The organism is Parafrigoribacterium mesophilum (assembly GCF_039652555.1).
In the GTDB taxonomy this organism is placed as follows: Bacteria; Actinomycetota; Actinomycetes; order Actinomycetales; family Microbacteriaceae; genus Parafrigoribacterium; species Parafrigoribacterium mesophilum.
In genome coordinates this window covers 313,242-327,407 of record NZ_JBDJAF010000001.1, presented here as the reverse complement: position 1 = coordinate 327,407, position 14,166 = coordinate 313,242, and the positions used below count along the sequence as shown (strand labels likewise).

General features: G+C 64.7%; 14 protein-coding genes. 9 read left to right on the top strand and 5 right to left on the bottom strand.

Going from position 1 to position 14,166, the window contains the following annotated elements:
• Positions 1-119: 119 nt before the first annotated feature.
• A complete protein-coding gene (locus ABFX56_RS01635) occupies positions 120-1,598 on the top strand; it encodes a DUF4389 domain-containing protein (protein ID WP_346231535.1) in 1,479 nt (492 codons plus the stop codon).
• 252 nt (positions 1,599-1,850) lie between these two features.
• Positions 1,851-2,612, top strand: coding sequence for an SDR family NAD(P)-dependent oxidoreductase (locus ABFX56_RS01630; protein ID WP_346231534.1), 762 nt, complete (start codon positions 1,851-1,853; stop codon positions 2,610-2,612).
• Positions 2,613-2,674: 62 nt separating this feature from the next.
• Here the strand turns inward: ABFX56_RS01630 and ABFX56_RS01625 are convergent, their stop codons facing one another.
• The 4 genes from ABFX56_RS01625 to ABFX56_RS01610 are packed head-to-tail and all read right to left on the bottom strand — an operon-like array spanning position 2,675 to position 5,764.
• Positions 2,675-3,766, bottom strand: a complete 1,092-nt coding sequence (locus tag ABFX56_RS01625; RefSeq protein WP_346231533.1) for a sulfate/molybdate ABC transporter ATP-binding protein — start codon at positions 3,764-3,766, stop codon at positions 2,675-2,677.
• Entirely contained in the window at positions 3,763-4,566 is an 804-nt protein-coding gene (locus tag ABFX56_RS01620; protein ID WP_346231532.1) for an ABC transporter permease, read from the bottom strand. Before ABFX56_RS01620 ends, ABFX56_RS01625 begins: the two co-directional genes overlap by 4 nt.
• Positions 4,563-5,363 carry a molybdate ABC transporter substrate-binding protein gene (modA, locus tag ABFX56_RS01615; RefSeq protein ID WP_346231531.1) on the bottom strand — a complete coding sequence of 267 codons (801 nt, stop codon included), beginning with the start codon at positions 5,361-5,363 and terminating at the stop codon, positions 4,563-4,565. The genes ABFX56_RS01620 and modA overlap by 4 nt, the downstream gene beginning before the upstream one ends.
• Positions 5,360-5,764, bottom strand: a complete 405-nt coding sequence (locus tag ABFX56_RS01610) for a TOBE domain-containing protein (RefSeq protein WP_346231530.1) — start codon at positions 5,762-5,764, stop codon at positions 5,360-5,362. The genes modA and ABFX56_RS01610 overlap by 4 nt, the downstream gene beginning before the upstream one ends.
• A gap of 209 nt (positions 5,765-5,973) precedes the next feature.
• On the opposite strand from ABFX56_RS01610, the gene ABFX56_RS01605 reads away from it, so the two are divergent.
• The 5 genes from ABFX56_RS01605 (at position 5,974) to ABFX56_RS01585 (ending at position 11,395) form a co-directional block, all read left to right on the top strand.
• Complete coding sequence (locus ABFX56_RS01605; RefSeq protein WP_346231529.1) at positions 5,974-7,755, top strand: molybdopterin-dependent oxidoreductase; 1,782 nt, start codon at positions 5,974-5,976, stop codon at positions 7,753-7,755.
• 33 nt (positions 7,756-7,788) lie between these two features.
• The gene (locus ABFX56_RS01600; protein ID WP_346231528.1) at positions 7,789-8,688 is read left to right on the top strand and encodes a universal stress protein; all 900 of its coding nucleotides are present in this window, start codon (positions 7,789-7,791) and stop codon (positions 8,686-8,688) included.
• Positions 8,689-8,773: 85 nt separating this feature from the next.
• Positions 8,774-10,132: an MFS transporter gene (locus ABFX56_RS01595; RefSeq protein WP_346231527.1), complete on the top strand. Its 1,359-nt coding sequence runs from the start codon at positions 8,774-8,776 to the stop codon at positions 10,130-10,132.
• A 58-nt stretch (positions 10,133-10,190) separates the two neighbouring features.
• The gene (locus ABFX56_RS01590) at positions 10,191-10,742 is read left to right on the top strand and encodes a MarR family winged helix-turn-helix transcriptional regulator (protein ID WP_346231526.1); all 552 of its coding nucleotides are present in this window, start codon (positions 10,191-10,193) and stop codon (positions 10,740-10,742) included.
• Positions 10,739-11,395 (top strand): hypothetical protein, encoded by a 657-nt coding sequence (locus ABFX56_RS01585; RefSeq protein ID WP_346231525.1) that lies wholly within the window; start codon positions 10,739-10,741, stop codon positions 11,393-11,395. Before ABFX56_RS01590 ends, ABFX56_RS01585 begins: the two co-directional genes overlap by 4 nt.
• A gap of 13 nt (positions 11,396-11,408) precedes the next feature.
• On the opposite strand, the gene ABFX56_RS01580 is transcribed toward ABFX56_RS01585, so the two are convergent.
• Positions 11,409-11,840 carry an Lrp/AsnC family transcriptional regulator gene (locus ABFX56_RS01580; RefSeq protein WP_346231524.1) on the bottom strand — a complete coding sequence of 144 codons (432 nt, stop codon included), beginning with the start codon at positions 11,838-11,840 and terminating at the stop codon, positions 11,409-11,411.
• A gap of 133 nt (positions 11,841-11,973) precedes the next feature.
• Here ABFX56_RS01580 and ABFX56_RS01575 point away from each other — a divergent pair, with 133 nt between their 5' ends.
• Together ABFX56_RS01575 and ctlX are read left to right on the top strand one after the other, a co-directional pair.
• Entirely contained in the window at positions 11,974-13,011 is a 1,038-nt protein-coding gene (locus ABFX56_RS01575) for an ornithine cyclodeaminase (protein ID WP_346231523.1), read from the top strand.
• A gap of 8 nt (positions 13,012-13,019) precedes the next feature.
• Positions 13,020-13,946, top strand: coding sequence for a citrulline utilization hydrolase CtlX (gene ctlX / locus ABFX56_RS01570; protein ID WP_346231522.1), 927 nt, complete (start codon positions 13,020-13,022; stop codon positions 13,944-13,946).
• Positions 13,947-14,166: the final 220 nt, after the last annotated feature.

Genomic DNA, 14,166 nt, shown 5'->3' with positions numbered 1-14,166 from the left:
AAAACCAGTTAGCTTAGGCTAAGCTAACCTCCCCACTATGGCAGAACAGGCGGGTTCACAACAAACCTGGGGGACTTTCGCCCCTGTTTGCGAGGCATGCGGCCGGGCACTCTGTGCTCATGACATCCACCATTCACACAGAACCGGCGGCGCCACACCGCGGCGTCGTGCTGGGCGCGTTGCTTCTCGCGTTCGGCATCCTGATCTCGCTCGCCGGCGCCGGGGTGCTGGCCGCCGGCATCCTGGGCGCCATTGCGAACCAGTTCCGCGATGCCGAGGGCTATTTTGCGGCCCCGACGGAGACTTTTACGACCCAGTCCTACGCGCTGACCTCGCCGACGGTAGGCGAGATCACGATGACTCCCGGTGTGCAGAATCTACCGTTCGACATCGCCACCGTGCGGCTGAGTGCCGCGTCGCGCGACTCGGAAGTGTTCATCGGAATTGCTCCTAAGGCCGATATCGATCACTACCTTGCGAATGTCAAACGCACCGAAATCAGCAGCGTCCGGTACTTCCCCTTCCAGGTCGAATATCGAGAGGTTCCCGGCTCGGCCACGCCGACACCGCCCGCCGAGCAGGACTTCTGGGCGGAATCCGCCGCCGGCTCCGGCAACCAAGAGATTCAGTGGAGCGTCGCGCCAGGGCAGTGGGGTGTTGTGGTGATGAATGCCGACGCGTCCCCGGGGGTGACCGCGGATCTTCAGGCCTCGGTCCGCAGCGACCTGATCTCGCCGTTAGCCACCTTTCTCATCCTCGTCGGCGTGGTGCTACTTCTCATCGGACTTCCGATGCTTATCGTCGGCGCCGTCATTCTGGGCCGACGTATCCCAGCCGAGGCGCCCTCGAGGCCAGTAATGACGGGTGCACCGACAGGCATTGTGAACGCGATCGCTGGAGGCTTCCCGTCGCGTCTTGATGGGGTGCGCGACGAGCACCTCTCCCGCTGGCTATGGCTGGTGAAATGGCTGCTCGCCATCCCGCACTACCTAATCTTGGTATTCCTGTGGTTCGCGTTCGTCATCACCACGGTGATCGCCGGCTTCGCGATACTCTTCACCGGCCGTTACCCGCGTCCTCTCTTCACCTTCAACCTCGGCGTGCTGCGTTGGAGTTGGCGGGTCGGTTTCTACTCATATTCGGTCCTGGGCACCGACCGGTATCCGCCGTTCACGCTGGCGCGAACCGACTACCCGGCCGATTTTGACATCGCCTATCCGGACCGGCTGAATAACGGGCTGGTACTGGTCAAGTGGTGGCTGTTGGCGATTCCGCACTACCTGATTCTCGGCGCGGTCAGCGGTCCGATCTTCTTCTGGCGCTCCGGTTGGAACGCCGACACCGGTCGCACCGGGATCTCGGTGATGGCCGCACTGGTCCTGATTGCGGGCGTTGCACTGCTGTTCACGGCCCGCTACCCGGCGGGAATCTTCAACCTCCTGGTGGGAATCAACCGCTGGATCTACCGCGTCATCGCCTATGCGGCGCTGTTCCGCGACGAGTATCCGCCCTTCCGGCTCGACCAGGGCCCGCGCGAGCCGGCGACACCGGACTCGGATGTGCCCGGCGGCGTCCGGGTCCCCATGCCGAATTCCTAAGGAAGGGTGCTGGTGCATACCTTGCTGGCGTCGATCTTCGCCGCGGTGGCAAGCGAGGGCATCTACAGTTCGGCTACTTCCTCCCGTCTCAACCTCCGGCACACGCCTCGCGCCGTTGGCGGGTATGCACGATGCCAAGATGGTGAACAGAATCGCAGGTCGACTCACACGTCCTGTCGGAAGGAGCTACATGCTACGCCCAGCTGTCCGCCTCGCTGGTCCGGTTGAGGGCGAGTCGAACGTTGCCTCCGAATGAGAACAGTCCTCGTTACCGGAGCCTCGGGTGGAATCGGTGCCGCGGTGGCGCGGCGGTTCGCGAAAGCTGGCGACCGGGTCGCCGTGCACTACGCAACCAACCGGCCTGGGGCCGAACAGACCCTGAGCTCGCTCGAGGGCGACGGGCATGCTCTGGTCACGGGCGACATCGGCGAACCAGTGGCGGTAAGACAGATGGTGGCCTCGGCCATCGACCGGATTGGATCTGTCGATGTACTGGTCTGCAACGCGGCCGTCGCGCCCACTGTTTCAAACCGGCACGTTATCGGCGAAACCTCCTACGGTGACTGGTGCGCGGCTTTTCGTCAGATGATGGATGTCAATCTGATCGGCGCAGCCAACCTCGCTTGGGCCGTCGCCACCCACCTCATTGAACGCAACGCTCCCGGAGCTATCGTCAATATTGGATCGCGTGGAGCGTTTCGAGGTGAACCCGAGTTTCCTGCATACGCGGCGAGCAAGGCTGGCCTGCATGCACTAGGGCAGTCCCTCGCCGTAGCTCTGGCTCCGCACTCCATTTCGGTCACCTGCGTTGCGCCAGGATTCGTGGCCACCGAGCGACAGCTTGGCAAACTTGACGGCGCGCAGGGCGACGCATTGCGAGAACAGAGCCCGTTCAATCGCGTCGGCACACCGGAGGAAGTCGCCGCCGCGGTGTTCTGGCTCGCCTCGCCGGAGGCTGCCTGGTCATCCGGGGCGATTTTGGACGCCAACGGGGCCTCCTATCTGCGCAGTTGAGTTATGCGAGCGGAAAGGAATGTGTCGCCTGAACGTTTCGGCGATGCATCCACGGGCGGTTCTCACCGGGTCGAGGCGTCCATCGGCAGGAGGGTGACGTCGGCGGCGTCAATGGCAAACCACACCGGCATGCCAAGCTCCAGGCCCAGTTCGGCTACCAGCACGGGCGAAACTTCGGCCGCAATCTGCGGGTCACCGGCCAATCGCACTCGCACTCCGGAGGAGGACGGCTCTAGCACGGCGATTGTGGACATCCACCCGTTGACGACGCCCGCTCCTGACGGCGCGACGCTCAGCCTGACATCGGCCGGCCGGAACACTGCGGCCGCCACCGAGCCTGCCGGTTGCTGTGCGCCGTGCCCGCGGATCGAGCGGCCGTCAGGCAACACCAGCTCACCGGCACCTATCGTGGTCCCCGTGACCAGGTTCACGCCGACCAATGCGGCCGCGAACTGGCTGCGCGGCGCCGCGAGCACCCGGGTCTTCGCTCCCTGCTCGACGATCCGGCCGTCCTGGAGGATCGCCACCCGGTCAGCGAGCACGATGGCGTCGAGTACGTCGTGGGTGACGAGAATCGTTGCCACCTGTTTCGCGGCGAGCCGTTTCGCCAGGAGCTGGCGCATGAGGGAGGCGGTCTGCACGTCCAACGCTGCCGTCGGCTCGTCCAGCAGTAAGACATCCGGCTCCGCTGCCATCGCTCTGGCCAAGGCGACTCGCTGCTGTTGACCGCCGGACAGCTGCGCCGGGCGGCGCTGCTCGTAGCCGGCCAGATCGACTGCGGCGAGCCAGGTCGCCGCTAACTTTCTGGCCGCATCCCGTGGTGTGCCCTGCGACTGCGGCCCGAACGCAACGTTATCCAGCGCACTCAGGTGCGGGAACAGCAGTGGGTCTTGTCCGAGCAGTCCGATGCTGCGGTGCTCCGGCGGCACCAGCAGCGGGCGGCCGTCGGCGCAGCGGGTCAGGATTCGGCCAGACACGGTCACGGTCCCGGCATCCGGAATCAGGAGGCCGGCAAGCACCGCCAGCAGCGTCGACTTGCCCGAGCCGTTCGGCCCGAGCAGGGCGAGCACCTCTCCCGCGTGCAACCACACGTCGGCATCCAGGGTGAAATCCTTGCGATGCACCGTCATCCGGGCCTGAAGCGTCGCGTTCATCGCACTGGCTCCGCTCGCCAGCTGCGTAGTAGCAACAGGATGACGATGGCGACGACGACCAGAAGCAGGGCCAGGGCGATCGCGGAGTTCTGGGACACCCCGGCGCCATTAAAGGCGGTGTAGATGGCCAGCGGCATGGTCCGCGTGATGCCGGGGGCGTTGCCGGCGAACAGGGCGGTGGCACCGAATTCGCCGAGTGCCCGAGCGAAGCACAACACGGTGCCCGCGATAACTCCGGGAAAAACCAGGGGGAGGGTGACCCGGCGGAAGACGGTCCAGCGCCGCGCCCCGAGAGTCGCCGCAACCGCCTCGAAGCGCGTACCCGAGGTGCGCAACGCTCCCTCGACCGAGATGACGAGGAACGGGAGGGCGACGAAGGTCTGGGCGATGACCACAGCGGCGGTAGTGAACGGGATTCGGATGCCCAGCACGGCCAGCGAGCTGCCGACGAGTCCGTTCCGGCCGAGCAGGTAGAGCAGCGCGACGCCGCCGACCAGTGGCGGAAGTACCAGTGGCAAAGTCGACAGGGCCCGCAGCAGCCCGCCCACCCGCGGGCCACTGCGGGCGATGAGCACCGCCAACGGTATGCCGACCAGCAGGCAGAGCGCCGTTGCCGTCGCCCCGGTCTCCAGCGAGAGCCGTAGCGCGCTGAGTGCCTCTGGGGAGGTAATCGCGGCCGGCACGGTGCGCCAGTCCACCCGGGTGAATAGCCCCAGGAGAGGAAGGATCAGGATCGCGAGGCCAACGATACCGAGCGCGGTGACCGCTCTAGGGACGGTGCCGTGAACCGCGCGCCTCATGGGCGTCCGAAGCCAAACGCTTTCAAAATCCGCTGACCGGCCTCCGACAGCACCCAGGTGATGAATGCCTGTCCAACCTTCGCGTCCTCAGCGCTGCGCGGGATACCGATGCTGTACTTGTTGACGGCCCGCTCGGCCCCGGCGATCGCCACCCCGTCGACGGCACCATTGGATGCCGCAACGTCAGTCTGGTACACCAGGCCGGCATCCGCCTCGCCCGCGGCTACCTTGGTCAGCACGCCCTTCACGTTCTGCTCCTCACTGACCGGAGTGACCGCGACCGCGTCGAGGTTGAGGATTTTGTGCGACGCCGCGCCGCACGGCACCTGCGGTGCGCAGAGCACGACGAGCAGATCGGACTTCGCCAGATCGGCGAGGCCGGTGATGCCCTTCGGATTTCCCGGTGCGACGGCGATCTGCAGGGTATTGCTGGCGAAGGTCGTCGGCTCACCGCTGATCAGCCCGGCGTCGGACGCCTTCCTCATGTTCGTCTCATCCGCGGAGGCGAACACATCGGCCACCGCGCCCTCTGACAGCTGGGTGACCAAGGTAGAGGAGCCGTCGTAGACGACCGGTTTCACAGTGACGCCAGGGTTGTCGGCGCCGAATTCCGCAGCGAGCTTGTCGAATGACCCAGTGAGGGATGCGGCGGCGACCACCGTCAGTTCGCCGGAGAGTGCGGGAGTGTGGAAGGTTTCCGGAGTCGGATCGCTCGACGCCGGTGCTGGGCTGCTGCATCCGGCAAGCAGAACCGCGGCAGAGAAGACGGCAGCCAGCCGGTACCGCCGGTGCGTCACGGCTGCTCCCTGGGTGTCTCGACAATAACCATGGTGGACTTCACGACCGCGACAGCAAGCGATCCGACCTCCAGCCCCAGGTCTTGCACCGCTTCGCTGGACATGAGCGACACGATCCGATGCGGTCCACACTGCAGTTCGACCTGTGCCATCACCTGATCGGCGGTGATGTCGGTAACCAGCCCCACCAGCCGATTTCGGGCACTGCTTTCCACCCCGGAAGGATCGCGCGGCAGAACGGCAATCGATTTGGCGCGCGCCGCGAGGTCGGCGCCCTCGATGACCCGCCTGCCCGACTCGTCAGGGACCGCCGTCAGGATGCCGCTGGACACCCAACGACGTACCGTGTCATCACTGAGACCGAGCAGCCTTGCCGCCTCACTGATCCGATACTGCGTCATGGTGGTCACCATAGCACCGCAGTTGCGGAGATACGAGAACTAAATATCCCTGTCTGCGGGAGATCCCCGCCCCCGGTGGTGGCGCTTTTCGCGGCCTCCGACGCGGACCCGGGACTTTCGACTCTACGGGCGACGCACGTGCTGCCCTTGACTGACTATTGGGTGGCACAGCGGTGTCATCGACCACACCGAGCGGAAGCGGAAACGCCATGGCCATATCATCCAAAGATCAGCACACTCCGGCCGCGGACATCGGCGCTGGTGGCAAACGCCTCAGTTTTCGCGATGAACTCGACAGCGAGCGCTACAGCGTCGTGGATGAGGATTGGGCCGGGCGCATTCCCGCGCAATACGGAGTCGCACCCCGGGTGCGGATCGGCACGAGCAAGTGGTTCAACCTGCTCTGGCTGATCCCGATCGGGCTGCTGCTGTTGGTAGTCGGGATTGCGGTGGCCAAGGGTCTTCGCGAGTTGCCCGCCGTGCAGGACTTCATGGCGCAGTACCCGGGAACGTCGGAACTGCCCGACAACGCGCCGGTCGGCTTCCCCGCCTGGCTCGGCTGGCAGCACTTCCTCAACGCGTTCCTGATGATCTTCATCATCCGCTCGGGGATCACCATCATGGCTGACCACCCGCGCTTCTACTGGACCAGGCACAGCACTCCGGGCAAGGACTGGTTCCGCATGCAGAAGCCGGTGCCCGAGGACCCGCTATACACGGCGAAGGCGGACTCGATTACCCTGCCGGACGGAGTCGGCCTGCCCGGACGGCGCCACTCCATCGGCCTGGCCCGCTGGTGGCACCTGGGCGTCGACACGCTGTGGCTGCTCAACGGCATCGTCTTCTTCATCCTCATCTTCGCCACCGGGCAATGGATGCGGCTGGTGCCGATGAGCTGGGATGTCATCCCGAACTCGATCTCGGTGGCGATCCAGTACCTGTCGCTGGACTGGCCCGCCGAGACCGGCTGGGTGAACTACAACAGTCTGCAGCTCATCGCCTACTTCATCACCGTCTTTCTCGCGGCCCCGGCCGCCCTGATCACCGGGCTCGGCATGTCGCCGGCGCTGTCGACGAAGTTCAAGTGGATCAGTTCGGTGTTCAGCATCCAGGTGGCCAGATCATTGCACTTCGTCGTCATGGTGTGGTTCCTGCTGTTCATCGTGGTGCACGTGACGCTTGTGCTCACCACAGGCGCGCTGCGGAACCTCAACCACATGTACGCCAGCCGCGACGACGAGACCTGGGTCGGGTTCTGGATCTTCGCCGCCTCCCTGGTCGTCATGATCATCGCGTGGGTGGCGGCGACGCCTTTCACTTACCGGCGCCCGCGGGTGGTGCAGCGGGTCGGCTACGCGCTGATCGGGCCGGCGCAGCGCTTGTTCGAGCACATCGACTCCAACCCTGGACAGTACACAGAAAAGGACATCTCGCCGTATTTCTGGCACAACGGCAAGTACCCCGAGACCGACGAATACAAGGAGTTGGAACAAACCGCGTTCGCCGACTACAGGCTGGTGGTGGGCGGACTGGTGCAGAACCCGGTCGAACTGAGCCTCACACAATTGCGTGCCCTGCCCTACCACGAGCAGATCACGCAGCACTTCTGCATCCAGGGCTGGTCCGGCGTGGCGAAGTGGGGCGGGGTGCGGATGCAGGACATCCTCGACCTGGTCCAGCCGAAGCCAGAAGCCAAGTGGGTGATCTTCTACTCCTTCGCGCACGGCCCGGACGGCGGGATCTACTACGACGCACAGGCGATCGAACAGATGAGCTACAAGCTGACGATGCTCGCGTACGACATGAACAACGAAGCCCTGTCCTTTGGGCACGGGGCGCCGCTGCGACTGCGCAACGAGACGCAACTGGGCTTCAAGATGGTCAAGTGGATCAAGGGCATCGAGTTCGTCGAGCACTTCTCGGAAGTGGGCGGCGGCCTCGGTGGGTACAACAACGACCACGAGTTCTTCGGCTACCGGCAGTCGATTTGACCGGCCAACACCCAGTAATTCAGGAGGCACGCAATGGTTGACACGATTGTGGTAGGTATCGAGGGAACGGAGCCGAGCCGAGTCGCACTGCGGTGGAGCATCGAACGGGCGGCGACGACCGGTGCCGAGGTGGTTCTCGTCCACGTGGTTGACGACGAGTGGGCTTCGGTCAGTGCTCGGATCCGCGAAGGCATGGCCGCGGATGCCGGACGTCTGCTCGAGCGGGAAGCGGAATACGCGCGGTCCCTCGCGGCTGGCGTCACTGTGGGCACTCGACTGCTCCACGGCGACGTGATGGACGAGCTGATTGCCGCGTCGAGAACGGCGAGTGTGATAGCCGTCGGCACACACAAGACTGGATTCATCCACGGTAAGGTCTTCGGATCGCGCAGCCTGGTGCTGGCCGCTGCGGCACACTCACCGGTTGCGATCATCCCTCAGCCATCACAGCGAGGCGCACGTGGCGTTGTGGTTGGAGTGGATGCCTCTGATGCCGGCCGAACGGCGGTGCGCTTCGCGGCCTCTGAAGCTGCTCGCCTCCACCAGACTGTGACGTTCGTGCGGGCGTCGGATGCTCCCGGTCAGGCGGACGAGCACGCCGAGGTCCAGCGGCGACGGGACGAGTATCTGGCGGAAAATGCCAAGGCACTGCTGTCAGAGGCCATGGTGATCGCTCGCTCGGTGGCCACGGGCGCGGACATCCGGCTTCGCCACATCCGCCGCCCGGCCGCGGAGGCGCTGTTGGATGCGGCGGCCTCGGCGGCCCTGTTGGTCGTGGGCAGTTCTCGCCGTGAGCCGGAGGCCGACTCGGCATTGGGTTCGGTGAGTCACGACGTCTTGATCAATCTGACCGTGCCGACCATCGTTGTGCACGGCAGCGGCCAGCCCGCCCACTCAGAGCTGCGCGGACTGGCCGCCGGAATCAGCGTGTAGGGACATCGGCGTGTAGGGATATCACGTGGAGGGAGACAGTGGAGACCGCCGACCGTCAGCAGGAGGATTCGTCGTGAAAGTCGCAATGCCCCAGACATCAAGCAAGCTCAAGCCGGATCTGTCCAACTGGAATCCGGAGAATCCGGCGACGTGGGACGCGAAGCTGGCCTGGCGCACGCTGGCCATCACTACCTACACGGTGATGATCGCCTGCGCGACCTGGTACCTGGTCGCCGCCATCGCGCCCCGGTTGAATGACATCGGCTACACGCTGAGCGCTGAACAGCTTTACTGGCTTGTCGCTGCGCCGGGCCTTGCAAGCGGGTTGATGCGGCTCGTCTTCATGTTCCTGCCGCCCGTGCTCGGCACGCGCTCGCTGGTTGCACTCAGCAGCGCACTGCTCGTCCTACCGATGATCGGCTGGACGCTCGCCGCGCGCGACAACACCACGCCATATTGGGTGCTGCTGGCGCTCGCATTTTCGGCAGGTGTCGGCGGTGGCAGCTTCTCCGGTCTGATGGGATCCACCAGTTACTTCTTCCCGAAACGACTCTCGGGAACAGCACTGGGCATCCAGGCCGGTATCGGCAACATGGGCATCGGACTCGTCCAATTGCTTGTGCCGTGGGTCGTGGGCTTTGGGCTGCTGGGCACCGCCGCCCTCACCCCACAGAGCGGCGCGCAAGGCAAACTCGTCTGGCTGCACAACGGCGGACTCGTGCTCATCCCGTGGGCGTTGCTCGCCGTCGTGCTCGCCGTCGTGGTGCTGCGCCGGGTGCCGATCACAGCGAACTTTGCCCAGCAACTCGACATTTTCCGACTCAAGCACACCTGGATCATGACCGCGATTTACCTGATGTCGTTTGGTGCGTTCAGCGGTCTGGCCGCGCAGACCGGCCTGCTGATCCTGAACGTCTACGGTCAGTTCGACAACCCGCCGAACCCGCTCACCTGGGCCTGGATCGGCCCGACACTCGGTGCGCTCGTGCGGGCGGCGACCGGCCCGCTGTGCGACCGCTTCGGTGGGGCGCCGTTCACCTTCGTCGGCGGTGTCGGAATGACCGTCGGCACGATCGTGACCCTGTTCTTCCTCACTCCCAGCTCGGTGGGGGAGTTCTGGGGATTTCTCACCGGCATGTTGATGATCTTCTTCTTCTCCGGATTCGCCAACGCCGGCACCTTCAAGCAGATGCCGATGATCTTTTCACCACGCCAAGCCGGCGGCGCCATCGGATGGACGGCTTCGGTGGGCGCGTTCGGGCCGTTCGTGGTCGGCATGGCCCTGGCGGCCATGGCGCCCACCGTCTTCTTCATCGTCTGCGCGGTCTGGTGTGCGTTCTGCACCTGCCTGGCCTGGTGGTATTACGCACGCCCGGGTGCCGAGAAGAGTGCCGAAAGTCTGCGCCTGGCTGCCGGGATACCGAGCCGGTCCCGGCGCGCATGACACAATCCTGCGGGCTGCACAATCGTGATGCTAGGTAACAATGTAGTAGCATCAGAATATGCACAATGAGCCGACGATATTAGACCGACTGCTGGAGGTGAGCGAACTCTTCCAGAAGGACATGGCGCGTGCCTTCGAAGGCACATCGCTGACCGTATCGCGTGTGCGTGTGCTCTGGGATCTCGCCGCAAATGGCCCTTCGGCGCAGCATCTGCTGGCCTCCCGGTTGGAGATGAGTCCGCGCAACGTCACTGGTCTCATTGACGCTCTGGAGTCCGCAGGCTACGTCACCCGGTCGCCACACCCCCACGATCGGCGCGCCATCATCGTGTCGCTTGCCGAATCCGCCCGCCGGTTCATGCGCGATATGCAACGCGATCACGCCGAACTCTCCGCCGAACTGCTCGGCGCTGTCGACGTTGCCGACCGCGATGCGCTGCTGCGCGGGATCACGGCGATCGCCGCTCGACTGCGCGGACTCGTCGAGGCTGCGGAGGCGGACCCAGCAGCGGAGGCACACCCAGCAGCGGAGGCACACCCAGCAGCGGAGGCACACCCAGCAGCGGAGGCACACCCAGCAGCGGAGTCATCGGCAAGGGGAAACCCATGAACGTCGAGACGGCACATCCGCCGACAGCGACTCTGTGGCGACGCATAATCAGATTTCTGAAGCGGGCGCTGGTGGTGGAACTCAGCATCTACGTGAGCATCGCCCGTTTCGTCGCGCGTCGCCCTGCTGTGCCGCACGGTGCTGCGGGCTTCAGCTTCCACAAGCCGGTGCTGACGATCCTCGTCATCTTCATCGTGTTGTCGGCCGTTGAGGTGCCCATCATCGATCTCATCGTGCATCCCTGGCCCGCGGTGCGGATTCCTTTCCTCGTGCTCGGTCTTTGGGGTCTCACCTGGATGTTCGGTCTGCTCTGCTCGTACCTCACGCATCCGCACACGGTCGGGCCCGATGGCATCAGGGTGCGCGCCGGTCTGGAGATCGACCTGGCGCTGAACTGGGACGACATCGCCTCCGTCGCCCACAACCTTCGAGTGGACGATCCGAAGTCACCAAAAATCGTTGAAGATGATGGCTCGCGCACGCTGATGTTCCGCATCGTCGAGCAAACCAACCTGGAGATCGAACTTGAGCGACCCACCCTCGTGCGGCTGCCTGGTCACGGGGTAGCCGGCGGTGAGCAGTTGATTAGCGCCATACGGATCTGGGCGGACGAACCGCGCGCCTTCATGGACCGGGTGCGTCAGCACGTCTGAGTGCCTGACAGGCCTAGCGCAGCACCGAACTCAGCAGGATGCTGGTCTCGCTGTTAACGACCCCGTCGATCGACCGAATCCGACCCAGCAGCCCGTCGAACTCCATGAGCGTGCTTGAGCGCAGGTCCGCAACCAGGTCCCAGCCGCCGTTGGTGGAATGCAGCGCCTGTACCTCGGGAAAGCCGCGCAGCCTCCGGATGACGTCATCGGTGGAGCGCCCCTCGACCTCGATCAGCGTAATGGCCCGGATGACATCCGTCTCGGCTTCCTCGCGAATGCGCACGGTGAACCCCAGCACCGTTCCGGACTCGACCAGTCGGGCGAGCCTGTTATTCACCGTTGCGCGGGTGACACCGAGCGTTTGAGCCAGGGTCGCGACAGCCTCGCGTCCGTTGGTGCGCAACTCGGCGATCAGTCGGCGGTCGAGGTCATCCAGATCGCGCATGACCAAAGTGTACAACGTGACTATGCAGGGTGTCATGTTACCTGCCCCAAATGACCAGCAGTTGCCATTGTGACTGCGCATGACTCACACATAGCGTTGATAGCGAGTGGAGAACTCAAAGGAGATGTTCGGAATGGTCCGATTTGTTGGTGTGCAGAATGTAGTGCGGTGGATCCAGTCCAACGGCCTGGAGAAGATTCTCGCCGAGCTGGGCACCTATGTGTCGGATGACTACCGTCGCTGGGAATCCTTCGAGAAGGCGCCGCGCGTGGCGAGCCATTCGCCCATCGGCGTGATCGAGTTGATGCCCACCAGTGACGGCACCCTCTACGGCTTCAAGTATGTGAACGGTCATCCGTCCAATCCCGCCAAAGGCCTGCAGACGGTGACCGCGTTCGGCATGCTGGCGGATGTCGAAAGCGGCTATCCGCTGCTCGTCGCCGAGATGACCTTGTTGACGGCGTTGCGCACTGCGGCAACCTCTGCGATGGCGGCGGCGCACCTCGCCCGCGCGAATTCCACCACGATGGCGATGATCGGCGCCGGTACCCAGGCCGAATTTCAGGCGATCGGCATCCGCGGAACAACCGGCATCCGTAGTCTTCGCGTGTTCGACATCGACCCGCGGGCCTGCGCCAAACTGGCGCGCAACCTGACGCCGCTGGGCTTCGACGTCTATGTCGCGACGGATGCTGCGGACGCCGCCACCGGCGCCGACGTCATCACCACCTGCACCGCGGACAAGGCGAGAGCCACCATCCTCACCGACGACATGGTCGTTCCCGGCGTTCACCTCAACGCCATCGGCGGTGACTGCCCTGGCAAGACCGAGCTCGACGCCGCCATCCTGCGCCGCGCCGACGTCTTCGTCGAGTTTCCGGAGCAGACCCGCATCGAGGGCGAGATCCAGCAGCTCGAGCCGAGTTTTCCGGTGGTCGAGCTGTGGCGGGTCGTCGCCGGGCTCGAGCCTGGCCGCACCTCCGCGGACCAGATCACCGTCTACGACTCCGTGGGCTTCGCGATCGAGGACTTTTCCGTGCTGCGCTACCTGAGCGACAGTGTCAACGGCACCGAATTCTCCGTCGACATCGATCTGGTTGCCGACCCAGACGATCCCAAAGACCTGTTCGGATTCGCCATGGGGGTCGGCGCCCCCATCCCGGTACCGTGACGGCACGGATGTCCATTCAGGCACCGTCGGCGGTTGTGCTCATCCGTCCGCAGCATTTCGTGCCCAATCCGGCGACCACGTCCGACAACTCGTTCCAATCTCCGGTGCCGACGGGGCAGGCGGACACGATCGCGGCATCTGCACACCAGGAGGTCACCGCGGTCGCCGCTGCGCTACGGGCCCACGGCATCACCGTGCACCTTTTCGATGACGAGCAGCCCGGCCGGCCGGACAGTGTGTTCCCGAACAACTGGTTCTCCACGCACTCCGGCGGCCACGTTGCGCTGTTTCCCATGCAGTCGCCGAGCCGGCGCGGTGAGCGACGGGCTGATGTCATTGAACTACTGAAGCGCGAATACCGCGTCCAAGATGTGATCGACTACTCGGGTCTCGAATTCGACGACGTCTTTCTCGAAGGCACCGGAGCGATGGTGCTGGACCATGTCAGCCGCGTCGCCTACACGGTGCGCTCCGCGCGCGCTGACCCGGTGGCGCTGGAACGGTTCTGCACCAACTTCGGCTACGAACCGATGGCGTTCGACGCGGCCGACGAGGCGGGTCGGCCCGTCTATCACACGAACGTTCTGATGTGCATCGGCACGGACTTCGCCATGGTCGGCACCGGGCTCATCGCCGATACACGGCGGCGGACTCAGATCGTCGAACGGTTGGCAGCGCCGGGGCGGCAGATCATCGATCTCAGCCCCGCACAAATTCGGGAGTTCGCCGGTAACGCTATTGAACTGCACGGCCGCGGCGGCCGCATCCTGGCAATTTCCACGAGGGCATTGGCGAGCTTGGATGCGACGCAGCGCCGCGTCATCGAAGCGAGCGCCACCATCCTTCCGCTGGCGGTACCCACCATCGAGTTGGCGGGTGGCTCCGTGCGATGCATGATCGCCGGCATCCACCTCGATCCGCGCCCGGCAGCGTAGCGTCCCTTCCCCTGGTCCGCTCCACCGGTGGTCGAGCCGCGTCCTTCCGCTGGTCGGTCCGCTCCGCCCGGGGGTCGAGCCCCGCGAGACCGCACAAGGGCAACCTCTCGTCAAGATTTCGTTATGTTTCGACGTGCCTTGAACTTTGCCAGGGAGAGCAGCACAGTAGCAGTTGTCACCGATTGGGCGCAGGCCCGGTCGGGAGGCACTATCGAGCTCC